Here is a 21,206-nt window from a genome sequence, read left to right on the forward strand (position 1 = left end):
AAGCGGCCCTCGTTCTTTGCGCTGCCTGCAAGCCAGGCGGCTACGCTTCGGTTTCCAGGTCGTAGAACTGCAGCCCGTCGCGGTCGATGACCAGCCAGCCGCCGCGCGGCGGCGTCACGTGGTCGCAATCCCAGTCGGGCAGCACCCAGCGTTCACGCTTGACGCCGTCGACCTCCAGCACGTGGCGGGCGGGGCGGTGCGTGTGGCCATGCACCAGCACGCGGACATGGGTGTCGCGGAAGATCGACTCCACCGCGGCCGCATTCACGTCCATGATCTCCATGGACTTCATCTGGTTGGCCGCCTGGCTTTCGCCGCGCGCCTGCTGCGCCATGGCCAGCCGCTCGGGGATGGTCTTGGACAGGAACTCGGCCTGCCATTGCGGGTTGCGCACCATCGTGCGGAACTGCTGGTAAGCGGTGTCGTCGGTACAGAATTCGTCGCCGTGCGTCAGCAGGATCTGGCCGAAATCGGTCTCCAGCAACGCGGGCTCGGGCAACAGGCGGGCGCCCACGGCCTTGGCCAGTTCTTCCCCGATGAGGAAGTCCCGGTTGCCGCGTCCCAGCCAGACCGGGATGTGCGCGGCGGTGTCCCGCAGCGCCGTCAGCGCCGTGGCGAGCCACGGCGGCGCGGCGCGGATCACGTCGTCGCCGATCCAGGCGTCGAAGATGTCGCCCGGCAGAAGCAGGGCGGCGGCCTCTTCCTGAGCCGCCTGCAGGAAGGCCACGAAAGCCTCCGAGGTGGCCGGCGTGGCCGGCCCCAGGTGCAGGTCGGACGCCAGCCAGATCGGGCCGGACAGGGTGATCTTATTCAAGAACTTCGGCCTTCTCGATGATGACGTCTTCGTTGGGCACGTTCTGGTGGAAGCCCTTGTTGCCGGTCTTCACGCCCTTGATCTTGTCGACCACGTCCTGGCCTTCGGTGACGGCGCCGAACACGGCGTAGCCCCAGCCGTTCGGCGTGGGCGACGTGAAGTTCAGGAAGTCATTGTTGGACACGTTGATGAAGAACTGCGCGGTGGCCGAGTGGGGGTCGCTGGTGCGGGCCATGGCGAGCGTGTACTTGTCGTTCTTCAGGCCGTTGTTGGCCTCGTTTTCGATCGGGGCGTGGGTCTGCTTCTGCTTCATGCCGGGTTCGAAGCCGCCGCCCTGGATCATGAAGCCGTCGATCACGCGATGGAACACCGTGCCGTTGTAGAAGCCTTCCTTGACGTAGGTGAGGAAGTTTTCGACGGACTTGGGCGCCTTGGCGGCGTCCAGGGTGATGACCATGTCGCCTTGGTTCGTTTGGAGCTTGACGCGGGGATTGGTGCTCATGGTTTTTGTGCCTTCGGAGGTGGAGTTGGAAGAAGTGGCCGCGGGGGCGGCGCTGACGAGGGCCGGGGCGAATGCCGCCAGCGCGAACGAGCACGCCGTCAGGCGCAGCAGGTGTAGAGGAGAGTAACGGGACATCATTTGCCTTGTTTATCCTTCAACATTGTTTCAACTTCGCGGACCTTTTCCTTCATGCCGGGCACGCCGTCGCCGGCGGCCTTCTTGTAGGTGCGCAAGGCCTGCAGCAGTTGCAGGTCGCCCAGATTGGCGCGCGCGGCGGCGTAGCCCGGGTCGGCGCGCAGTGCCATCTGCAAGGCATCCTGCGCCCGGTCCAGTTCGCCGCGGCTGGCATATAGAGCCGCCAGGTTGTTCCAGGGTTCCGGCAATTCGGGAAACCGCGTGGTCATTTCGTTGTAGACGTCGATGGCCTCGTTGGTGCGGTTCAGGGCGGCCAGGGCGCGCGCGTGCTGGAACATCAGTTGCACGTCGGTGCCGCGCTGGTCCTTGATCTCGGCCTGGCGCTTTTCGATCATCTCCAGCGCTTCCTGGTTTTCGCCGCGGTTCAGCATGCGCTCGATGTGCGTGGTGATCTGCGAGGCGGAGGGGATCAGGCGCGTGTCCACGCTGGGCTTGGCCGCTTCCAGCAGGTTGGCCAGGGCGTCCCAGCCGCCTTCCGGCGGAATCGGGTCCAGGGTGGTGCGGCTGGAGTTGGGGTTTTCTCCCCCGCCGCCGCTCATCGACTGGGCGAGGGCGACCCCGGCCGGTGCGCCGGCCAGGGCCAGCGCGAGCAGGGCAACGCAAAAACGCGGCTTGATGGTCACGTGGGTTCCGTTAAAAGTCTTGGCCGTCATGCGCTTACGCGCGCGAGCGGGCCGCTTGCTATACTTGACGACCGCCATTTTAGCCCCGGTTAGGTTTTTGGCTCGATCATCGCGCTCCGAATCGTGTTCAAAAGCCGGAGATACCTCACGGGCGCAGATCCAGGACCGGATGCGCCGGGACGACAGCAACCATTTCCGCAACCGCCACGGAAAACCAGACAAAGCCTATCGCGCCATGCTGCAAATCTACAATACGTTATCGCGTACCAAAGAACCGTTCAAACCGGCCCAGGCCGGCCAGGTGCGCATGTACGTGTGCGGCATGACCGTCTATGACTTCTGCCACCTCGGCCACGCCCGCATGCTGGTGTCGTTCGACGTCGTCCAGCGCTGGCTGCGCGCCAGCGGCCTTGCTGTGGATTACGTGCGCAACATCACGGACATCGACGACAAGATCATCCGCCGTGCCGTCGAAACCGGTCGCCGCATCGGCGAAGTCACCGAGTTCTACATCGACGCCATGCACGCCGACGAACGCGCGCTGGGCGTCGAATCCCCCGACCGCGAGCCGCGCGCCACGCAGTACGTGGGCGAGATGCTCGACATCATCGGCAAGCTGGAAAAGAACGGCCTGGCCTACCAGGCCGAGGACGGCGACGTGAACTACGCCGTGCGCGGTTTTTCCGGCTACGGCAAGCTCTCCGGCAAAACGCTGGACGACCTGCGCGCCGGCGAGCGCGTGGCGGTCGGCTCCAGCAAGCGCGATCCGCTCGATTTCGTCCTCTGGAAGTCCGCCAAGGCCGAGGAACCCGCCGACACCAAGTGGGAATCGCCCTATGGCCTGGGCCGCCCGGGCTGGCACATCGAGTGCTCGGCCATGAGCAAGTCGCTCCTGGGCCTGCCGCTGGACATCCACGGCGGCGGTCCGGACCTGAAATTCCCGCACCACGAGAACGAGATCGCCCAGACCGAGGGCGCGTTCGGCGGCACGCTGGCCAACATCTGGATGCACTGCGGCCCGCTCATGGTCGATTCGGACAAGATGTCCAAGTCCCTGGGCAACTTCCGCACCATCCGCCAGACGGTCGCGCAAAGCGATCCGGCGGCCGACCAGTCCGACTACCCGGTAAATCCGCGCGAAGCCGAAATGGTGCGTTTCTTCATTGTGCGCAACCATTACCGCAGCCCGCAGAACTACACGCCCGACAACCTCATCGACGCGCAGAACGCACTGGATCGCCTGTACCAGGCCTTGCAGAACGTGCCGGCCGACGGGCAGGGCATCGACTGGAACGAGCCGCAGGCCCAGGCCTTCAAGGCCGCCATGGACGACGATTTCAACAGTTCGGGCGCTGTCGCCGCCCTGTTCGAGCTCGCCTCCGAAGCCAACCGCACCAAGAGCGCGCGCAGCGCAGGCCAGATGAAGGCGCTCGCCGCCTTGCTGGGCCTGCTGCAGCAGGAGCCCGCCGCGTACTTCCAGTCGCCCACCCGCTACTCCGCGGCCGCCATCGAGCAGGGCGTGCGCAGCACGCTGGACGCCGATGCCATCCAGTCCCTGATCGACGCGCGCGCGGCGGCCAAGGCCGCCCGCAATTTCGCCGAGGCCGACCGTATTCGCGCCGAACTGCGCGAAGCGGGCATCGAGCTGGACGACAAACCGGGCGGCCTGACGCAATGGCGTCGAGCGTGACGCCGCAGGATACGCCGGACATGTCCACTGCAGATCTCGAGATTCCCAAGCCTGATTATTGGGAAGCCGCCGTAGCGCACCTGATGCGCCGCGACCGCATCCTGAAAAAGATCATCCCCCAGCACCCCGAGGTCTGGCTGACCTCGCGCGGCACGCCGTTCATCACGCTGGCGCGGGCGATCATCGGCCAACAGATTTCCCCCAAGGCGGCCGACGCCGTCTGGACCAAGTTCATCGACGCCGTGGGCAAGCGTCCCACGCCCGTGGCCGTGCTGCGCGTGGGCCTGGACGGCCTGCGCAAGGCCGGACTGTCCCAGCGCAAGGCCGAATACGTGGTCGACCTGGCCGTGCATTTCGGCGAGCGCCGGGTCCATCCCGAGAAATGGGCGGCCATGGACGACGAGGCCGTCATTTCCGAGCTGGTCGCCATCCGCGGCATCGGGCGCTGGACGGCGGAGATGTTTTTGATTTTCAATCTACAGCGGCCTGACGTCCTGCCGCTGGATGATCCTGGGTTGCTCAAGGCAATCTCGCTACACTATTTCAGCGGCGAGCCTGTCTCGCGCTTCGAGGCTCGCGAAGTCTCGTTGGCGTGGCAACCCTGGCGTACCGTGGCAACCTGGTATCTGTGGCGCAGTCTGGAACCGACGCCGGTCCAATACTGACGCACTCCAGGCAGCCCATCTACGGAACCACACTACATGCGCAATACATTTCTGGAATTTGAACAGCCGCTCGCCGAGCTTGAGAACAAGATCGAGCAGCTGCGCTATGTGCAGGCCGATTCGGCAGTAGACATCTCCGATGAAATCGGACGTCTGCAGCAGAAGAGCCAGACGCTCGCCAAGGAGATCTACGCCAAGCTCACGCCCTGGCAGACGGCGCTCGTCGCGCGCCATCCCCAGCGTCCCTACACGCTGGACTACGTGCGCGAAATGTTCACCGACTTCCATGAACTGCATGGCGACCGCATGTACGCCGACGACCAGTCCATCGTGGGCGGCCTGGCGCGCTTCAACGGCACGCCCTGCATGGTCATCGGCCACCAGAAGGGCCGCGACACCAAGGAACGCGCCGCGCGCAACTTCGGCATGCCGCGCCCCGAGGGCTATCGCAAGGCCCTGCGCCTGATGCGCCTCGCTGAAAAATTCGGCATTCCGGTCTTCACCTTCGTGGACACCCCGGGCGCCTATCCCGGCATCGGCGCCGAAGAGCGCGGCCAGTCCGAAGCCATCGGCCACAACCTGTATGCCATGGCCGAACTGAAGGTGCCGATCATCTGCACGATCATCGGCGAAGGCGGCTCGGGCGGCGCCCTGGCCATCGCCGTGGGCAACGCCGTGCTGATGCTGCAATACGCCACGTACGCGGTGATTTCGCCCGAAGGCTGCGCCTCGATCCTCTGGCGCAGCGCCGAGAAAGCCCCCGACGCCGCCGAGGCGCTGGCCATCATCGCGCCTCGCCTCAAGGATCTGGGCCTGGTGGACCGCGTCGTCAACGAACCCGTGGGCGGCGCACACCGCGACCCCCGCGTCATGGCGCGCCTGCTGCGCCGCGCGCTGGGCGACGCCCTGCGCCAGCTCCAGGACATGACGCCCGAGCAGCTCGTGGAACAGCGCGTCCAGCGCCTGCTGTCCTACGGCGCCTACCAGGAAGTGCGCGCGTAAAGCGGGCAGGGCGCCGGCCGACCGCCGGCGCCGCGGCCCACGCGCCATCGTCCATGACCGACGTCCCGCCGCCCGACAGCACCCCTGGGGCCGACGCGGGTCCCGGTCCCTCCCTTCCCATTTCCCCCGCGCTCGCGGCCGCGTTGCGCCGGGCGCTCCAGGCCTTGCCCGAACGTCCGGCCCGTGTCGCCGTCGCATTCAGCGGCGGCGCGGACTCGGCCATGCTGGCCGTGCATGCGGCCGCCGTCGCGCCGGCGCTCGGCATCGACGTCCTGCTCTTTCATGTGCACCACGGGCTGCAGGCCCAGGCCGACGCCTGGGCGCGGCATGGGCAGGCGCTGGCGGCCAGGCTTGCCGTGCCGCTCGTCGAGGCCCGCGTCCAGGTGGAGCCGGCGGCGGGCAAGGGCATCGAGGCCGCCGCGCGCGACGCGCGCTATGCGGCGCTGGCGCGCCTGGCCCGGGAACACGGCGTGGCCCACATCCTTCTGGCCCACCATCGCAACGACCAGGCCGAAACCGTGCTGCTGCGCCTGCTGCGCGGCACCGGGCTGGCGGGGATGGCGGCCATGGCGCCGGTTGCGCGGCGCGATGGCGTGGCCTATCTGCGTCCCTGGCTGGACCAGGACCGCGGCGCGATCCTGCAAGCGGCGGACGCGGTCGAGGCCGCCACCGGCTGGCGCGCGGTGCAGGACCCCACCAATGCCGATCCGCGCTATACCCGCGCCGCGCTGCGTGAACTGCTGGCGCCGGTGCTGGACGCGCGCTGGCCCGGTTGGCGCGCCATCGTCGCGCGCCACGCGCGGCACATGGCCGAAGCCGCCGAGATCCTGGACGAAGTGGCCCGTGAAGATTTTGCGGGACTTGATCCCAGCCCTGACGGCGTGAGCTTTTCGCTGCAGGCGTGGCGGCGTCTCTCGCCCGCCCGCCAGGCGCAGGTGCTCAGGCACTGGCTGGAGCGCAACGGCGCCCGCATGCCCACGGACGCGCGCATGGCCGATCTCTTGCGGCAGCTTCGCGGCCTGCACAGCCTGGGCCACGACCGCCAGTTGCGGGTCGAGCAGGCGGGCCACGTCATCCGCTGTCATCGCGGCCGGGTGTGGGTGGAGCGGCGTCCGTAGACGGCACGGCGGGGTTTTTTTCTTATTTCTGACCCCAAAATGGACATAAATCCGCGCAATCTGCGCAAATTTTTATCGTCGCGCTAGAATATATGGTTTTGCCCGTCAACACTTGCGGCGGGTGTCCAGCCAGAGCACGAGATGTCCCTGATCGTTCACAAATATGGCGGTACTTCGATGGGCTCGGTCGAGCGCATCAAAAACGTGGCGCGTCGCGTCGCGAAGTGGCATGCCGCCGGCCACCAGGTTGTTGTTGTCCCGTCCGCCATGGCGGGCGAAACGAATCGTCTGCTGGGTCTGGCGCGCGAAATCACGCCCCAGCCCGACGGCCGCGAACTCGACATGATCGCCGCCACCGGCGAGCAAGCCAGCAGCGGCCTTCTGGCCATTGCCTTGCAGGCCGAGGGCGTGTCCGCGCGCAGCTATGCCGGTTGGCAAGTGCCCGTGCGCACCGATTCGTCGTTCACGAAAGCCCGCATTTCGTCCATCGACGACGCGCGCATCCGCGCCGACCTCGATGCCGGCCGCGTGGTCATCGTGACGGGCTTCCAGGGGATCGACCCCGACGGCCACATCACCACGCTGGGCCGTGGCGGTTCCGACACCTCGGCCGTGGCCGTGGCGGCCGCCATCAAGGCCGACGAATGCCTGATCTACACCGACGTGGACGGCGTCTACACGACCGATCCGCGCGTGGTGCCCGAGGCGCGCCGCATGTCCGTTGTTTCCTTCGAGGAAATGCTGGAAATGGCATCGCTGGGCTCCAAGGTCCTGCAGATCCGTTCGGTCGAATTCGCCGGCAAATACCGTGTGCCGGTCCGGGTCCTGTCCTCGCTGACCGACCCCCTTATCCCGCTCGAGGAAGAAATGGTCTCGGGCACGCTGATTACTTTTGAGGAAGACGAAAAAATGGAAGCCGCCGTTGTCTCCGGCATCGCCTTCAGCCGCGACGAAGCCAAAATCACCCTGCTGGGCGTTCCCGACAAGCCCGGCATCGCCTTCTCCATCCTGGGCCCGGTCGCCGCCGCCAACATCGACGTCGACATGATCGTGCAGAACCAGTCCGTGGCCGGCACGACCGACTTCTCGTTCACCGTGAACCGCAACGAATTTGGGCGCGCCGTGGACCTGCTCAAGCGCGAAGTCATCCCCGCCGTGGGCGCGCGCGAACTGTCCACCGACGAAAAGGTCGCCAAGGTCTCCATCGTCGGCATCGGCATGCGTTCGCACGTCGGCGTCGCCAGCCTGATGTTCCAGACGCTTTCGCAAGAAGGCATCAACATCCAGATGATCAGCACCAGCGAAATCAAGACCTCGGTGATCATCGACGACAAGTACATGGAACTGGGCGTGCGCGCGCTGCACAAGGCCTTCGGCCTGGACCAGGCGCCCGCCACGAAGGTGTAAAGGCAACGGGTCCGGCACGATTTTTTTGATGGAAGGCCCGCATCGCGGGCAAGACCGAAAAAAATCGTGCTAGAATCTCGTTCTCTTTTCGGAGACGTGCCCGAGAGGCTGAAGGGGCTCCCCTGCTAAGGGAGTATGTGGCTAAAAACTGCATCGTGGGTTCGAATCCCACCGTCTCCGCCAAAGACACTTGCACCAGTGAACCAAGGTTGCCTCAAGACCCGCATAGCTAATTGCTCTGCGGGTTTTTTGTTTTCCGGGTGCCGCCTTGGGGAATACGCGCGCTTGCTGGTCCGCCGCCATGGCGGCTACCGTACGGGATTCCGCCGCGCGATCCTTATGTGCGATCCTGATGCGCGATTCCAATCACACCGGGCGGATCATCCGAACGCTCAACGCCGCCATTCCCATGCCGCACAACCCCTTGCTCCTGAACGTGCTCACGCCCGACGCGTTTGCGCCCTATGGCTCGGTCATCACCAGCGCCGGCCGCGATGGCCGCGAGATCAATGCGGGCACGACGTTGCGCGTGGACATGCCCGAGCCCGACATCCTGCGCGAGGGCGGGCGGCCTTCGCTCAGCGTGTTCCGCGCCCTGGCCGGCGCGCTGCCTTTCGAGATGAAGATGATGGAGCGTCATCGCGTGGGCAGCCAGACCTTCGTGCCCATGATGGGCACGCCGTTCGTCGTGCTGGTGGCGTTGGGCGCGGACAGGCCGGACATGTCCACCCTCAAGGCGTTTCTGGCGGACGGCAGTTGCGGGATCACGCTGGCGCCGGATGTGTGGCACCACCCCTTGCTGGCGCTGGCGGCAGGCGACTTCGTGGTGCTGGAGCGCAAGGGGCCGCAGGTCGATTGCGAGGTCGTCGACATGCCGGCCGGTGTGTGGGTGGCGCAAGGCGTCTAGCCGTTGCGCGGCCCTCATTGCCGCCGGCGTATCAGGGCAAGCGCCTGCTCTGCGATGTCTTCATCATTGGGGCGGAAGTCCACGCGCATCGCCTGCGTCAGGCCCGTGAAGTGCGAGCGCGAACTGCGCGCATAGGCGGGGTCGTAATGGCGGTCAATGAGTTCGCGCGCCAGGTCTTCGCGCCGGCCCTCATCGACCAGCGCGATCCAGCCTTGGATGGTGTCGCGGCTGTGCAGGCCCACCATGCGCTGCAATTGCGCCTTGAGCCAGTCCGGATTGTCGAAGAGCCGCGCGTAGTCCTGCTGCAGAAAGCGCGTGCGATCGTCGCGGCTGCAACGCACGTCGATGCATTCTCCCTGGTGCATGGCCTGCAGCAATGCGGCCGGGAGTTCCAGCGCGCCGATCTTGCGGCTTTCCGCCTCCACGTACACGGGCCGGTGCGCGTCGAACTCGCGCAGCCGGGCCGCGAGCAGCGTATCGAAGCGCTTTTGCGTGGGCTGCTGCGCGTCGGGCAATGCGCCCAGCAGCGAGCCGCGGTGAGCGGCCAGTTCCTCCAGGTCCAGCGTCTGCGCGCCGGCTTGCCGCAGCGCGTGCAGCAGGCGCGTCTTGCCGCTGCCGGTGGGACCGGTCAGCACCACGTAGCGAAGGGCGCGCGGCAGGGTCTGCAGCGCGTCCAGCGTGGCGCGGCGGTATTGCTTGTAGCCGCCGTCCAGTTGCCGGGCGCGCCAGCCGATCATGTTGAACATCAGCGTCATGGAGCCGGAGCGCTTGCCGCCGCGCCAGCAGTACACCAGCGGGCGCCAGCGCTGCGGGCGGTCGGCGAAGGTGGTCTCCAGGTGGCGCGCGATGTTGCGCGCGACGAGGGCGGCGCCCGCGCGCGACGCCTCGAAGGGCGAGACCTGCTTGTACATGGTGCCGATCAGCACGCGCTCCTCGTTGCTGAGGACGGGCGCGTTGCAGGCGCCCGGGATGTGATCGTCGGCGTATTCCATCGGCGTGCGCACGTCGATGATTTCGTCGAAATCATGCAGCTTGTCCAGCCCGGCGAGCAGGTGGTTCACGAAAATCGCCCCGGTGTATCGATGCACGATTTTCGCATGCCCCCGCCCGGGGCCGTCAGGCGCTGAAGGTCAGTGCATGGGTCAAGTCGCCCATCGGCGCCTGACCGCGCGCGGCCATGGCGTCGTCGCGTGTTTTCAGCCCTTCCAGCAGGGGCAGATCGAAGAGCCGCGTGGCAAGGCGCAGGATGGAGCCCGTGTCGTAGATGGTGTGGTCCACCGTGCCCTTCCTGGCGAACGGCGACGCGATGATCGCCGGGACGCGCGTGCCCGGCCCCCAGCGGTCGCCCTGCGGAGGCGCGACGTGATCCCACCAGCCGCCATTCTCGTCGACGGTGATCACCACCACCATGTTTTCCCACTGCGGGCTTTTCTTGAGGCTGTCGACGATGTGCGCGATGTGGCGGTCGCCAGAGTCCACGTCGGCGTAGCCGGCATGCATGTTCAGGTTTCCCTGCGGCTTGTAGAAGGTCAGCGGGGGCAGGACGCCGGCTTCGGCGTCGGCCAGGAATTTGTTGGTGGTGTTGAGGTCGCCCAGGCCGCCGTCGCGTATGTGGGCCGTGCGCGCGGCCGTGCCCGGCGCGGTGCTCTTGAAATAGTTGAATGGCTGGTGATGGGCCTGGAAATTGGGCGACGACGGAAAGCCAGTGCTGGCCGTGGAATCCACGGCGGCCTGCCAGCCTCCCGCGTACCAGGCCCAATCCAGCCCTTTGGCGCTCATGAGATCGCCAATGTTGGCGTGCGACTGCGGCACCATGGTCTGCGGACTGGTGGGATCGGCCAACGTCGGGTCGGTCGCGTCGCGGCTGAACGACGGCCAGTAGGGCGGGGCCATGGTATTGACGCCGTAACCGTCGGGCGTGAGCGCGCTTGCGCCGAATTGGGGAATGCCCGCGAGCGCGCTGGCCGGCGATGCCGGCTTGGGCTCGAGGCGAGGGTCCGTGGGATCGGCGCTCTGCAGCTGTGCGATCTGGGTCTTGGCGACCGAGTCGGCCGCGTCAGGATAGAAGGGCGGGCGTGCCGCCACCAGATACTGATGGTTCAGGAAAGACCCGCCGAAGGCGCCCTGGAAGAAGTTGTCGCACAGCACGAATTCCTGAGCCAGCTTCCACAGCCGCAGGTTGTACGCGGCGTCGCTGTAATGGCCCATCACCAGCGCGCCCGAATCGGCCCAGGCGACGAACTTGTCGTTCTTGCCGCCATTGATCTGCATCTGGTTCTGGTAGAACACGTGCCAGAGATCGCGCGTGACCAGGCCCTGGGGCAGGGGTTCGCCTTGCGGTCCCAGCAGCGCGAAGGGCGCGTTGGGCAGGTTGTTCATGTAGGCCGCGGCCTGGTCGACCTGGTAGGAGATGTGATTGGCTTGCTGCGCGGTAGGCACCATGCCATTCCACACGGGCGGCAGCACGGGCAGCGGCGTGCCGTCGCGGTCGAGCTGCGTGTAATCGGCCGGCGTCAGCGCAGACAGGGGTTTTTCCACGCCGGGGAAATTGGCGAACAGGTTATTGAAGCTGCGGTTCTCGGCAAAGATCACGACCAGCGTTTTCACGTTCTCGCGCAGTTGCGCGGTCAGGTCCGGCGCGGGGGCGGGTTCTGGCGCGGGAGCGGGCGTGGCGGAACTGTCGTCGTCATCGTCATTGTCGTTGGAGCAGCCAGGAAGCGCGCCCATGGCGGCCGCGCTGGCGCCCAGCGCGGCAATGCCGGTCAGAAACCCGCGGCGGGTGGCGCGCACGGACGGCGTTGCGCCCGTGGCTTCCTGGGAAGGTTCTCCAGGGCGTTTGTCTTTGTCGGACATGTGGAAGTCTCTTTGGCTAGCGGATGACGTGGCGCACTGTCATTGCGTCACAGAAACGCCGGATGACAGCCGGCATCGGTAACGGCCGCTAGGCTAAAGAGGGAAGGTGCTATCGGTGTGACGATCCGCTGTCGGCAAGCTGTACGCCACGATGGGGCAAGCCTTCCTGACTTGCGCATCTTTTGAAACAACGCTATTATTCAAGGCTTGCTTTTTCAAGCGCCCGTAGCTCAGCTGGATAGAGTACCTGGCTACGAACCAGGGGGTCGTAGGTTCGAATCCTGCCGGGCGCGCCAAAGATTGCAAATGCATTGAAAGATGCAGATCGATTGAAAAACGCAAGTGCATTGAAAGATGCGAATGCAGTCGTAGTAAAAGCAACGGCACGATTATTCTGATATAATTTTGCCTCTTTGCCGGAGCGCCCGTAGCTCAGCTGGATAGAGTACCTGGCTACGAACCAGGGGGTCGTAGGTTCGAATCCTGCCGGGCGCGCCACTAACCGCAAAGAAAATGAAAAGGCCTTTGATCTTGCATCGAAGGCCTTTTTGTTTTGCCGCGCAGATTCACCCGGGCAGATTCACCCGCGCAGATTCACTTATGCGCGATTCGGTGTCAGTGGCCTGCCTCTTCCTTTGTCGATTGCGGCTTTTCGTCGGCGTCGTCGAATCCCCAGTCCCCAAACAAATACCAATCTTCCCCCAGCGACTCCGCCGGATGCATCGTGCGCCCGGAGCCGTTGCCGCAGGCCATGGAATCGGTTGAGCAGTATCGGTCGCAGCCCCAGCAGATGCGTTCGGGGTGCTTGGGGTGCAGGGGAAACTTCTTGGCCATGCTGTCTGCCTGACGTGTTCTTCTTGCGTTCAGGGTACTGCGCGGCGCCCATGCGTTTCATTGACCTGGCGCAAGCGCCGGTTCGTGGTGCGCCGCAAGGGCCGATTCAGGCGGGGCGATTTGCAAGGCTTGGTTTTTTCGTGTTATAAACACGCCTCTTTCGGGGCGCCCGTAGCTCAGCTGGATAGAGTACCTGGCTACGAACCAGGGGGTCGTAGGTTCGAATCCTGCCGGGCGCGCCAACTTATTCGAGATCACGCCAATACCGCGTGGTCTAAAAAAATCGCAGTCATGCGTACATGAATAGCGGCTTGATGAATTTCATCAAGCCGCTTTTCTTTTGTCCGGAGCCATCAAATGCGTCGTCGGTCCACCGCCGTCAGGGAAGTGCCGGATTTGAGGAGCTGGTAGGTCTGTCCGCCCAGCCACGTGACTTTTTCGCCGGAACTGGTGCGGCAGATGCAATGCGTCTTTGGGTCGAAGCGTGGCGTTCCCAGGGCGGAATACGCGCATGGGTCGGAAACGAAGCGTTCAATGCGATACAACGTGCCATCCGGCGATGTGGCGAGCACGTCGGTCAATCGTCTTGCGGTGCCGAGCATATTCAATACCTCCATGCGCGGGCCGTCAGGTGTCGGCGCCAAAGTCGTTTGAACAATTCATGGCACAGGCGCGATGGCATGCGCTGCGCGCTGCGCTAATGAAAGTGTCCTCCAAACAATGAATCATCGAGCTGGTCCGGCGATACGCCCAGGGCCTCCGACACGCGGTCAAGGATGACCTGCCGGGGCCGCGGGCGCGGCCGTTCCAATTCGATATAGATGGAGTGATCCACGCCCAGCCGCGCCGCCATGTCCGCGGTGCTGATGTTCAGATGCTCACGCCAGGCTCGTATCAGGCTCCAATCGTTGCCGGTTTTCAGATTGACTACAGCAGGCGGCAGATGCGCTTGCGCCCCGGCAAGCTGCTTGCGCAAGGGGGGCGGTGCGCTCGCCGGCTTTTCTTGGCCCAAGGCATCGCCACGCTTGCGCGCGTCGCCCCGGGGTGTCGTGTTTGCCGAAACGGCAATGAAAATCGCGCCGCCGTTCAATTGGCGGTATCTGTCATTGCCTATCCAGCAAAGGGTTTCGCCGTTGTCGAGCTTGCATTCGCAATCCAGGTGAGTATTGCTGGGCATGCCTTCAAGCTGGGCGATGGTTTCCGTCGTCGTGGCATGGCGCACAACACGGTGCAGCACCCCGTCCGGCGAACGTACGAAGACGTCAGGAAGTCTCCAGGAAAACGGAATGATCATCTCCACATTCGAAACCCATTACACCACTGTATCGCCCTGGTGCGATGGTGAGATTTGGGGTTTCCCCTCGACTGTCGCGCCGTGTCATCAGACGGTGCCAGCGCCTGGCCGGATCCTCACGAATCCTCGCCTTGGCCGGACGCCGGCGGCGCCATCCCCGCGGAAAACGCGGCCGCGAGCACCCGGGGCATCACGTCGGCGGCGGCGCCGCGCAGGTTGTGATGCGCCAGCGCGTCCAGCGGCGTGGCGGCGGGGTTGACCTGCACGATCTTGGCGCCGCCGGCCAGCGCAAGGCGGGGCAGTTCGGCGGCGGGGTACACCAGGGACGAGGTGCCTATGCTGAACAGCAGGTCGCACTGCTGCGCGGCAAGCGTGGCGTCGCGCCATGCCTGGGCGGGCAGGCTTTCTCCGAACCACACGACGCCCGGCCGCACGGGCGCGCCGCATGCGGCGCACAGGGGCGGGGCGATGCGCCGGCCGGCGTCGGGCTCGTCGGGCGTGGGCGAGGCGAAGGCCTGGGGCGCGGCGCAGCGCGAACAGCGGGGCGCATGCAGGCTGCCATGCAGATGCGTGACGTCCTGGCTGCCGGCGCGTTCGTGCAGGTCGTCCACGTTCTGGGTGATGACGGCCAGTTCCGGCACGTGGTGCGCGAGGGCCGCGATGGCATGGTGGGCGGCGTTGGGCGCGGCGCGCAGGACCTGCGCGCGGCGCCATTCGTACCAGCCCCACACGATGTCGGGATGCTCGCGGAAGGCCTCGGGCGTGGCCAGCGCCTGGGCGTCGAAGCGCGACCACAGGCCCGTCAGGGCGTCGCGGAAGGTGGCGATGCCGCTTTCCGCGGACACCCCCGCGCCCGTGAAGACGACGACGCGCCGCGCCGCGCGCAGCGCCCGCGCCAATGCGGGAGCAATATCGTGATGCGTGTTTTTCATTTCCAACCTTGCAGACAGTCCACTACGCTGCCCCTCCCGCCAAGGACCTGTCAAGGGCGGCGTGTGGCCATTTCCCGGGTCATGAGTGGGGAGGGCGTGCGCCTGCGTCCTGAATGGTGGATACTGCTTTTTCAATCTGGGATTTCAATCTGGGATTTCAATTCGCCTTGGAGATGTGCAATGCCCGAATCGATCACCGGCCTGGAACGGCTGCGCAGCTTTATCGCCATCGCGACGCGGCTGGCCTCGCCGCAGGCGCTGGCGCAGACTCCTGAGCTTGCCACCGCCTTTGCCGACCTGGTGGGCCACGATGACTGGCTGCCCGAGGCCTGTACCGTGCCGCACCCGCAGTACTACCGGCAATATCTGCTGCATTGCGATCCGCTGGAGCGTTTTTCGCTGGTGAGCTTTGTCTGGGGGCCGGGCCAGTTCACGCCGGTGCACGATCACGAGGTCTGGGGCTACGTGGGCATGCTGCGCGGGGCCGAGATCAATCAGCGTTACGTGCGTGCCGCCGACGGCCGGCTGGCCCCCGCAGGAGAGCCCACGACCTTGCGGCCCGGCGACGTCGAGCGTCTGTCTCCGGCCGAGGGCGACATCCATCGCGTTTCCAATGCCTATCCGGACCAGGTCTCCATCAGCGTGCATCTGTATGGCGGCAATATCGGGGCCGTGTCGCGCCACGTCTTCGATGTGGAAACCGGACAGGCCAAGCCTTTTGTCTCCGGCTACTCGTCGGCCACGCTGCCCAATTTGTGGGACAGGTCCGCCGCGGTCCGCGCCGCGCTGGGGTAGCGTCGCCGACGCCATGAAAGCGCTGTTCGCGCGCCGCGTCTCATGCTATGTTCGCGTCCTAAATATTAGGAAAAATCACGAATGGACAAGACGCTGCTCAAAGGCCTGATGGTGTTGGAAGCGGTGACCGATGTGGACAATCCGCCGCGCACCATCGATGCGCTGGCCGCGCGGGTGGGGCTGACGCGCAGCAATACGCATCGCACCTTGCAGACGCTGATCCACGCGGGCTATGTCATCAAGGATGACGATGGTGGGGGCTATCGCGGCGCCGTGCGCCTGTTTGAACTGGCGGCACGGCAACTGGCGCAACTGGACGTGCGCAAGCTTGCCGCGCCGCACATGCGCACGCTGGCGGACCAGACCGGCGAAACCGTGCACCTGTCGGTGCTGGACGGCTTTGATGTGGTCTACGTGGACAAGATCGACAGCCCGCAGCCCATCCGTGCGTATTCCATGGTGGGCGGGCGCGCGCCCGCTTACGCGGTGGCGACCGGCAAGGCGCTGCTGGCCTACCAGGTCGAAGGCTACGTCGAGCGCTATGAGGACCAGTTGGTCCGCCACACGCCGTCCACCATCGTGTCCATGGCCTTGTTGAAGGACGAACTGCGCAAGATTGCCCGCGCGGGCTACGCGGTCAATCGCGGCGAATGGCGTGAAGGGGTGGGCGGACTGGCCGTGACCGTGTTCAACAGCCTGGACCAGCCCGTGGCGGCGGTCGGCATTTCGGGCCCGCTGGACCGCCTGAGCGCCGCTAGGATGAAGCAGCTTGCGCCGGATGTGGCGGCCTGTGCGCAGTCCATTTCGCAGGGGATGGGATATCGCCGGGGCTTTCTGGATCAGTAGCGGGCGCGGCGCGCAGGTCGGCCGCGATACGCACGGCCTGGTCGCGCGCCAGGCGGGCATTCACGTCCATGGACGTGGTCCAGAAGTAGGTGCCGCCCGCCAGGCTGCCCAATACGGAAAGGCCTGCCTGGACCCGGCCGCTGGCATTTTTGACGCAGCCGGTGCCGTAGTCGAGCGCCAGCCCGCCGTGGGGATCGGCCTGGGCATGCCCCTCGCGTAGCAGGCCGGACACGAGCGGATCTTGCGTACGCTGCGCATCCACCGAGAAGCTGGTCGCGTTGATGAGATACCGGCTGCGATGTTCGACCTGGCCGCGCGGCGTGCGCAGGCGCGTGACGAACAGGCCGCTGGCGGCGTCGTGGACGCTGCCGCAATAGCCCGCGGCAACAGCAAGCTGGCCCGTGTCGAACAAGGCCTGCAGCTTGAGCGCGTTGCGCATCGGGAAGGTCGCACGGCGCGCCATCCAGAGCGATCGCCACTGCGACTGGAAGCGGCGCCGTTCGGCATCCGGGATCAGATGCCAGATCTGGTCCACCGCTGCATTGGTGGCCGCCGCCACCGCCTGCCACGGCCGCGGCGCCGCGGCCGAGCGCTGGATTTCCTCTTCGAGCGCGGACCGCGCATCGCGGTCCGGTCCGAGCAGGTCATCGTCTTCCAGCGATCCGTTCAGCGCCAGTACCTCGTCCCGCAGCGCCTGCCAGACGACGTCCAGGGTCAGCGCGCCGCCGTGGCGGGCGGCCAGCGCCACCGCGCCGTCGCGGCTCAGGCGCTGCAGGGCGTCGGGCGCGCGGTTGTGCGGGCTGCGCACCGAAGGCAGGCGCCCGTTGCGCGAGGCGCACAGGATGGGGCCGCGGTGGCCGGCCTGCTGCAGCGCCGCCACGGCGTCCACCGCGCTCAGGCTGGTGCCGACGACGCACACCGACGCATCGGGCGCGATGCCGGCCGTCAGGGTGCAAACCGGATACGGGCTGTTGAAATAGCCGGGCGCGTCTTCCAGCGAGGGGAATGCCTGCGACGGCAGATTGCCGTTGCACAGCACGACGCGGCGCGCCAGCAGCGGCGTGCCGGCTTCGGGTTCGACGCGTACGCGTCCGTCGGCCAGGGGCGCCACGCGGCCGACACGGCTGGGCACGTGCGACAGGGTCGCGCCCAGCGCCTGCGCAAGCTGGCGGCAGCGCGCGTAAACCGCGCGCATGTAGGCGCCGAACAGCGGCCGGGGCAGGAAGTCCGCAGGGTCGATGGACCCGACGCCGTACCCCGCCAGCCAGCCCGGATCCTGTTCACGCAGCCAGTCGACGAAGTCCAGCCTGCGGTCCGCGCGCGCCGACATGTTGCCGGCCGGGATGTTGAGCAGGTTGCTGCGCAAGTCGTCCTGGTAGGCGGCGCCCGGGCCGGGCTCGGACTGGGGCTCGAAAAGGTGGATCGTCAACGCGCCCGCGCCCGGCGCCGCCTGAAGCGCCAGCAGGAACTGATACAGGAAGCTGACGCCGACCGAGCCGCCGCCCACGATGGCCAGGTCGGTTGCGGCCTGCCGGCCCGCCGAGGGGGCCGCCATCATTTCGCCGCCGACAGGCGCACCACGTCCGCCCATCGCGCGACCTCCTGCTTGAGCATGCGGCTGGTGTCGGCGGGCGAGGTGGCGATGGCGTCCGCACCCAGCTTCAACGCGGCCTGCTGCACGGAATCCATCGCGGCGGCCTTGCGCATGCCGTCCGACAACTTCTCGACGACCGCGGGCGGCGTGCCCGCCGGCGCGAGCAGGGCGTAGGTGGTGGCAACCGAGTAATCCTTCACGCCCTGTTCCATCAGTGTGGGCAGGTCGGGCAGGGCCGTGGCGCGCTTGGCGGTCGTGACGCCCAGCAGGCGGATCTTGCCGCTGGCTACCTGCGGCAGCAGCGCGGGCAGCGTTTCGATGACCATATCGATCTGGCCGCCCAAAAGATCCGTGATGGCCGGCCCGCTGCCGCGATACGGCACGTGCATGAGCCGCGTGCCGGTCACCGCCTGGAAGAGTTCTCCCGCCATGTGCTGCGAGGTGCCGGGGCCGGCCGATCCGAACGTGATCGACCCGGGCTTGCTCTTGGCGAGCGCGATCAGCTCCTGCACATTCTTGGCCGGGATTTTGCTGCTGTTCACCGCCACGGCCATCGGCATGCTGGTGGCCATCGACACGCCGACAAAGGCGGTGCCGAAATCGTAGCCTGGCTTGTCGGGCATGGCCGCGTGGATGGCATGGCTGCCCACCGCGCCCATCAGCAGCGTGTAGCCGTCGCCGGCCGACTTGGCGACGAACTCCGCGCCGATTTCGCCGCCCGCGCCCGCCTTGTTTTCCACCACGACGCTCTGGCCCAGATAGTCACCCAGGTGCTGCGCGTAGATGCGCGCCGCGGCGTCGGTCGCGCCGCCCGGCGGAAACGGAACCACCATGCGCACCGGTTTCGTGGGCCAGGTGTCGGCGGCCGCCGGTTGGGCTCCCAGCGCCAGCATCGTGCTGGCCAGGGCAATACGCCAAAACAGTTTCATGCAAGTCTCCTCGGTGGGGCGGGCCGGCATGCGTGGGCCTTTCCCTGGGACGGGCGGCCGTGCTGCGGTCCTTTTTATAAATCCTAAAATATAGGATTGCGTTTCCAATAAATGGTTTACCTAGAATTCCACACGGTGCTATGCTGGTCAACAATTAACCGATGGACTAAGGGATTGCACTAGGAATACGCCAGGAAATGCCGATTCTTGCCCTCACAGGGCTGGATCATGCCATCCTTCATCGTCGATACTTAGATTGTTTTTCGCATCCCAAATATTGAATTTTCATAACGAGAGGTCAGACATGACACCCAGTTCGGCGCTGGCCGGCATCACGGTGCTGGAGATTTGCAACGTTGCAGCGGGACCCTTTTGCGGCATGTTGTTGGCGGACATGGGCGCGGACGTGATCAAGGTGGAGAACCCGGAGGGCGGCGACACGCTGCGCAGCTGGCCGCCCATTTCCGATGGCTACAGCGAAAACTTCGCCTCGCTCAACCGCAACAAGCGGTCCGTGACGTTGAACCTGAAAGACCCCGGCGATCTCGCCCTCGCGCGTGAACTGGCGCTGCGCGCCGACGTGCTCATCGAGAACAACCGCCCGGGCGTGATGGACCGCCTGGGCCTGGGCTATGTCCAGTTGCGCGAGGCCAATCCCAGGCTGGTGTACTGCTCGATCTCGGCCTACGGCCAGTCGGGTCCGCGCGCGCAGGAAGGCGGCTTCGACCTCACCATCCAGGCCATGAGCGGCATCATGAGCGTGACCGGCGAGCCCGGCGGAGAGCCCGTCAAATGCGGCGTGCCGCTGGCGGATTTCTCGGCGGGCCTGTACGGCGCCTTCGCCATCGCGTCGGCGCTGCGCGCGGCCCAGGCCAGCGGCCACGGCACGCACATCGACGTGCCGATGCTGGGCGCCACGCTGGGCATCGCCGCCTTGCAGACGTCCGAGTTCTTCGGCAGCGGCAAGGACCCGGTCAAGCTGGGCTCGGCGCATCCGCGCAACGCGCCGTACCAGGCGTTTCGCTGCAAGAACGGCTACTTCGGCATGGCCGCGGGCAACCAGGCGCTATGGAAGGCCGTATGCGCGACGGTGGGACGCGACGACCTGCTGGCGGATCCGCGCTTCACGGACACCAGCGCGCGCGCGCGCAATCAGACCGCGCTGCGTGACATCCTGGAGGCCATCTTCGCCGAACACGATGCGCAAGCGTGGCTGGCGCGCTTTCGCGCGGCCGGCGTGCCTTGCGCGCCGATCAACACCTATTCGGAAGTGCTGGCCGATCCGCAGGTCGAGCACATGGGCTGGGTGCAGCCGCTGGAATTGCCCAATGGCGTGCAGACCCGCACGTTCGGGCTGCCGGTGCGATTCGATGGCGAAACCACGGCGTTGCGGCGCCGTCCTCCCGCGCTGGGCGAGCACAACGACGACGTGCTGGGACCGCTGCGCGCCGCCGCCAAGGGAGCGGCGGCATGAGCGGCGTCCTGCGTATCGACCGCCAGGGGCCGCGGCATGTGTTGACGCTGGCGCGGCCCGAGAAGATGAACGCGCTGTCGGCGGACCTGGTCGAGGCCCTGATCGCGGCGCTGGACGAGGCCGAGGCGCAGCGCGCCAAGGTCATCGTGCTGCAGGGCGAAGGCAAGAACTTCAGCGCGGGCTTTGACTTCGGCGACTGGCAGTCACAGAGCGAAGGCGACCTGCTGCTGCGCTTCGTGCGCATCGAAACCCTGCTGCAGCTACTGGCGGCATCGCCGTGCCTCACGGTGGCGCTCGCGCACGGCCGCAATTTCGGTGCGGGCGTCGACGTGTTCGGCGCCTGCAAGTGGCGCATCAGCGCGCCGGACGCGACGTTCCGCATGCCGGGCCTGAAATTCGGGCTGGTGCTGGGCACGCGTCGCTTTGCGGCGCTGGTCGGCGCGGAGCGTGCGCGCACGATTCTTGAACAGGCCGCGACGTTCAACGCCGAAGACGCCTTGCGCGACGGATTCGCCAGCCGGCTTGCGCCGCCCCAGGAATGGGCGCAGATCGGCGAGCAGGCGCTGGAGACGGCCGCCGCCCTGACGGACGAGAGCCGCGCGCAGCTTTATGCGGCCCTGTCGCAGGAGGCGCCGGATACCGACCTGGCGCGGCTGGTGCGCTCGGCATCGGCGCCCGGCTTGAAAGACCGCGTGGCGGCATATCTGCAGGCGCGCTAGCCGCGCCCCATGG

General features: G+C 66.3%; 21 protein-coding genes and 4 tRNA genes. 14 read left to right on the forward strand and 11 right to left on the reverse strand.

Annotated elements, in window-relative coordinates; all coding sequences use genetic code 11:
* Positions 1-40: 40 nt before the first annotated feature.
* The 3 genes from BXA00_RS19270 to BXA00_RS19280 form a co-directional block, all read right to left on the reverse strand.
* The gene (locus tag BXA00_RS19270) at positions 41-814 is read right to left on the reverse strand and encodes a UDP-2,3-diacylglucosamine diphosphatase (RefSeq protein WP_076520052.1); all 774 of its coding nucleotides are present in this window, start codon (positions 812-814) and stop codon (positions 41-43) included.
* Complete coding sequence (locus BXA00_RS19275; protein WP_056324586.1) at positions 807-1,316, reverse strand: peptidylprolyl isomerase; 510 nt, start codon at positions 1,314-1,316, stop codon at positions 807-809. The genes BXA00_RS19270 and BXA00_RS19275 overlap by 8 nt, the downstream gene beginning before the upstream one ends.
* Before the next feature lie 134 nt (positions 1,317-1,450).
* Entirely contained in the window at positions 1,451-2,134 is a 684-nt protein-coding gene (locus BXA00_RS19280; protein ID WP_076522013.1) for a tetratricopeptide repeat protein, read from the reverse strand.
* A 235-nt stretch (positions 2,135-2,369) separates the two neighbouring features.
* On the opposite strand from BXA00_RS19280, the gene cysS reads away from it, so the two are divergent.
* The 7 genes from cysS to BXA00_RS19315 all read left to right on the forward strand — a co-directional run bounded on the left by cysS (position 2,370) and on the right by BXA00_RS19315 (position 8,923).
* Positions 2,370-3,824: a cysteine--tRNA ligase gene (cysS, locus tag BXA00_RS19285; protein WP_076522011.1), complete on the forward strand. Its 1,455-nt coding sequence runs from the start codon at positions 2,370-2,372 to the stop codon at positions 3,822-3,824.
* A 20-nt stretch (positions 3,825-3,844) separates the two neighbouring features.
* Positions 3,845-4,489, forward strand: a complete 645-nt coding sequence (locus BXA00_RS19290; RefSeq protein ID WP_076522012.1) for a DNA-3-methyladenine glycosylase — start codon at positions 3,845-3,847, stop codon at positions 4,487-4,489.
* Positions 4,490-4,525: 36 nt separating this feature from the next.
* Entirely contained in the window at positions 4,526-5,491 is a 966-nt protein-coding gene (locus BXA00_RS19295; protein ID WP_076520053.1) for an acetyl-CoA carboxylase carboxyltransferase subunit alpha, read from the forward strand.
* Between the two features lie 143 nt (positions 5,492-5,634).
* Positions 5,635-6,609, forward strand: a complete 975-nt coding sequence (tilS, locus tag BXA00_RS19300; RefSeq protein ID WP_369825616.1) for a tRNA lysidine(34) synthetase TilS — start codon at positions 5,635-5,637, stop codon at positions 6,607-6,609.
* Between the two features lie 141 nt (positions 6,610-6,750).
* A complete protein-coding gene (locus tag BXA00_RS19305; protein WP_076520055.1) occupies positions 6,751-8,016 on the forward strand; it encodes an aspartate kinase in 1,266 nt (421 codons plus the stop codon).
* 90 nt (positions 8,017-8,106) lie between these two features.
* A tRNA-Ser gene (locus BXA00_RS19310) sits at positions 8,107-8,199 on the forward strand.
* 169 nt (positions 8,200-8,368) lie between these two features.
* Positions 8,369-8,923 carry an ureidoglycolate lyase gene (locus BXA00_RS19315; protein WP_231952111.1) on the forward strand — a complete coding sequence of 185 codons (555 nt, stop codon included), beginning with the start codon at positions 8,369-8,371 and terminating at the stop codon, positions 8,921-8,923.
* 14 nt (positions 8,924-8,937) lie between these two features.
* On the opposite strand, the gene mnmH is transcribed toward BXA00_RS19315, so the two are convergent.
* Positions 8,938-9,984 (reverse strand): tRNA 2-selenouridine(34) synthase MnmH, encoded by a 1,047-nt coding sequence (mnmH, locus tag BXA00_RS19320; protein ID WP_076522015.1) that lies wholly within the window; start codon positions 9,982-9,984, stop codon positions 8,938-8,940.
* Positions 9,985-10,039: 55 nt separating this feature from the next.
* The gene (acpA, locus tag BXA00_RS19325; RefSeq protein WP_076520056.1) at positions 10,040-11,776 is read right to left on the reverse strand and encodes an acid phosphatase; all 1,737 of its coding nucleotides are present in this window, start codon (positions 11,774-11,776) and stop codon (positions 10,040-10,042) included.
* Between the two features lie 219 nt (positions 11,777-11,995).
* On the opposite strand from acpA, the gene BXA00_RS19330 reads away from it, so the two are divergent.
* Together BXA00_RS19330 and BXA00_RS19335 are read left to right on the forward strand one after the other, a co-directional pair.
* Positions 11,996-12,072, forward strand: a tRNA-Arg gene (locus tag BXA00_RS19330).
* Positions 12,073-12,197: 125 nt separating this feature from the next.
* Positions 12,198-12,274: transfer RNA gene (locus BXA00_RS19335), tRNA-Arg, on the forward strand.
* A 117-nt stretch (positions 12,275-12,391) separates the two neighbouring features.
* Here the strand turns inward: BXA00_RS19335 and BXA00_RS19340 are convergent.
* Positions 12,392-12,610 (reverse strand): DUF3079 domain-containing protein, encoded by a 219-nt coding sequence (locus BXA00_RS19340; RefSeq protein WP_076520057.1) that lies wholly within the window; start codon positions 12,608-12,610, stop codon positions 12,392-12,394.
* A gap of 165 nt (positions 12,611-12,775) precedes the next feature.
* On the opposite strand from BXA00_RS19340, the gene BXA00_RS19345 reads away from it, so the two are divergent.
* A tRNA-Arg gene (locus tag BXA00_RS19345) sits at positions 12,776-12,852 on the forward strand.
* A 111-nt stretch (positions 12,853-12,963) separates the two neighbouring features.
* On the opposite strand, the gene BXA00_RS19350 is transcribed toward BXA00_RS19345, so the two are convergent.
* The 3 genes from BXA00_RS19350 to BXA00_RS19360 all read right to left on the reverse strand — a co-directional run bounded on the left by BXA00_RS19350 (position 12,964) and on the right by BXA00_RS19360 (position 14,836).
* Positions 12,964-13,212 (reverse strand): hypothetical protein, encoded by a 249-nt coding sequence (locus tag BXA00_RS19350; RefSeq protein WP_172805879.1) that lies wholly within the window; start codon positions 13,210-13,212, stop codon positions 12,964-12,966.
* Positions 13,213-13,307: 95 nt separating this feature from the next.
* Positions 13,308-13,910 carry a helix-turn-helix domain-containing protein gene (locus BXA00_RS19355; RefSeq protein ID WP_076520059.1) on the reverse strand — a complete coding sequence of 201 codons (603 nt, stop codon included), beginning with the start codon at positions 13,908-13,910 and terminating at the stop codon, positions 13,308-13,310.
* Positions 13,911-14,020: 110 nt separating this feature from the next.
* The gene (locus tag BXA00_RS19360; protein WP_076520060.1) at positions 14,021-14,836 is read right to left on the reverse strand and encodes an NAD-dependent protein deacylase; all 816 of its coding nucleotides are present in this window, start codon (positions 14,834-14,836) and stop codon (positions 14,021-14,023) included.
* Between the two features lie 180 nt (positions 14,837-15,016).
* On the opposite strand from BXA00_RS19360, the gene BXA00_RS19365 reads away from it, so the two are divergent.
* Positions 15,017-15,631, forward strand: coding sequence for a cysteine dioxygenase (locus BXA00_RS19365; protein WP_076520061.1), 615 nt, complete (start codon positions 15,017-15,019; stop codon positions 15,629-15,631).
* Positions 15,632-15,712: 81 nt separating this feature from the next.
* On the forward strand, positions 15,713-16,477 hold the full coding sequence (locus tag BXA00_RS19370; protein ID WP_076520062.1) for an IclR family transcriptional regulator: 765 nt from the start codon (positions 15,713-15,715) through the stop codon (positions 16,475-16,477).
* On the opposite strand, the gene BXA00_RS19375 is transcribed toward BXA00_RS19370, so the two are convergent.
* Positions 16,386-18,035 (reverse strand): FAD/NAD(P)-binding protein, encoded by a 1,650-nt coding sequence (locus tag BXA00_RS19375; protein WP_231952112.1) that lies wholly within the window; start codon positions 18,033-18,035, stop codon positions 16,386-16,388. The genes BXA00_RS19370 and BXA00_RS19375 overlap by 92 nt on opposite strands.
* Entirely contained in the window at positions 18,032-19,000 is a 969-nt protein-coding gene (locus BXA00_RS19380; RefSeq protein WP_076520063.1) for a tripartite tricarboxylate transporter substrate binding protein, read from the reverse strand. The genes BXA00_RS19375 and BXA00_RS19380 overlap by 4 nt, the downstream gene beginning before the upstream one ends.
* A gap of 304 nt (positions 19,001-19,304) precedes the next feature.
* On the opposite strand from BXA00_RS19380, the gene BXA00_RS19385 reads away from it, so the two are divergent.
* Both BXA00_RS19385 and BXA00_RS19390 read left to right on the forward strand, forming a co-directional pair.
* On the forward strand, positions 19,305-20,474 hold the full coding sequence (locus BXA00_RS19385; protein ID WP_076520064.1) for a CaiB/BaiF CoA-transferase family protein: 1,170 nt from the start codon (positions 19,305-19,307) through the stop codon (positions 20,472-20,474).
* Positions 20,471-21,193 (forward strand): enoyl-CoA hydratase/isomerase family protein, encoded by a 723-nt coding sequence (locus BXA00_RS19390; protein ID WP_076520065.1) that lies wholly within the window; start codon positions 20,471-20,473, stop codon positions 21,191-21,193. Before BXA00_RS19385 ends, BXA00_RS19390 begins: the two co-directional genes overlap by 4 nt.
* Positions 21,194-21,206: the final 13 nt, after the last annotated feature.

Origin of the sequence: Achromobacter sp. MFA1 R4 (assembly GCF_900156745.1) — a bacterium.
Taxonomy (GTDB): Bacteria; Pseudomonadota; Gammaproteobacteria; order Burkholderiales; family Burkholderiaceae_B; genus Achromobacter.

Bases quoted from the DNA above. Each gene is read 5' to 3' on its own strand.
- BXA00_RS19275 (WP_056324586.1), bottom strand. From the start codon at position 1,316: ATGAGCACCAATCCCCGCGTCAAGCTCCAAACGAACCAAGGCGACATG.
- cysS (WP_076522011.1), top strand. From the start codon at position 2,370: ATGCTGCAAATCTACAATACGTTATCGCGTACCAAAGAACCGTTCAAA.
- BXA00_RS19290 (WP_076522012.1), top strand. From the start codon at position 3,845: ATGTCCACTGCAGATCTCGAGATTCCCAAGCCTGATTATTGGGAAGCC.
- BXA00_RS19295 (WP_076520053.1), top strand. From the start codon at position 4,526: ATGCGCAATACATTTCTGGAATTTGAACAGCCGCTCGCCGAGCTTGAG.
- BXA00_RS19305 (WP_076520055.1), top strand. From the start codon at position 6,751: ATGTCCCTGATCGTTCACAAATATGGCGGTACTTCGATGGGCTCGGTC.
- BXA00_RS19315 (WP_231952111.1), top strand. From the start codon at position 8,369: ATGCGCGATTCCAATCACACCGGGCGGATCATCCGAACGCTCAACGCC.
- acpA (WP_076520056.1), bottom strand. From the start codon at position 11,776: ATGTCCGACAAAGACAAACGCCCTGGAGAACCTTCCCAGGAAGCCACG.
- BXA00_RS19340 (WP_076520057.1), bottom strand. From the start codon at position 12,610: ATGGCCAAGAAGTTTCCCCTGCACCCCAAGCACCCCGAACGCATCTGC.
- BXA00_RS19350 (WP_172805879.1), bottom strand. From the start codon at position 13,212: ATGCTCGGCACCGCAAGACGATTGACCGACGTGCTCGCCACATCGCCG.
- BXA00_RS19360 (WP_076520060.1), bottom strand. From the start codon at position 14,836: ATGAAAAACACGCATCACGATATTGCTCCCGCATTGGCGCGGGCGCTG.
- BXA00_RS19365 (WP_076520061.1), top strand. From the start codon at position 15,017: ATGCCCGAATCGATCACCGGCCTGGAACGGCTGCGCAGCTTTATCGCC.
- BXA00_RS19370 (WP_076520062.1), top strand. From the start codon at position 15,713: ATGGACAAGACGCTGCTCAAAGGCCTGATGGTGTTGGAAGCGGTGACC.
- BXA00_RS19375 (WP_231952112.1), bottom strand. From the start codon at position 18,035: ATGATGGCGGCCCCCTCGGCGGGCCGGCAGGCCGCAACCGACCTGGCC.
- BXA00_RS19380 (WP_076520063.1), bottom strand. From the start codon at position 19,000: ATGAAACTGTTTTGGCGTATTGCCCTGGCCAGCACGATGCTGGCGCTG.
- BXA00_RS19385 (WP_076520064.1), top strand. From the start codon at position 19,305: ATGACACCCAGTTCGGCGCTGGCCGGCATCACGGTGCTGGAGATTTGC.
- BXA00_RS19390 (WP_076520065.1), top strand. From the start codon at position 20,471: ATGAGCGGCGTCCTGCGTATCGACCGCCAGGGGCCGCGGCATGTGTTG.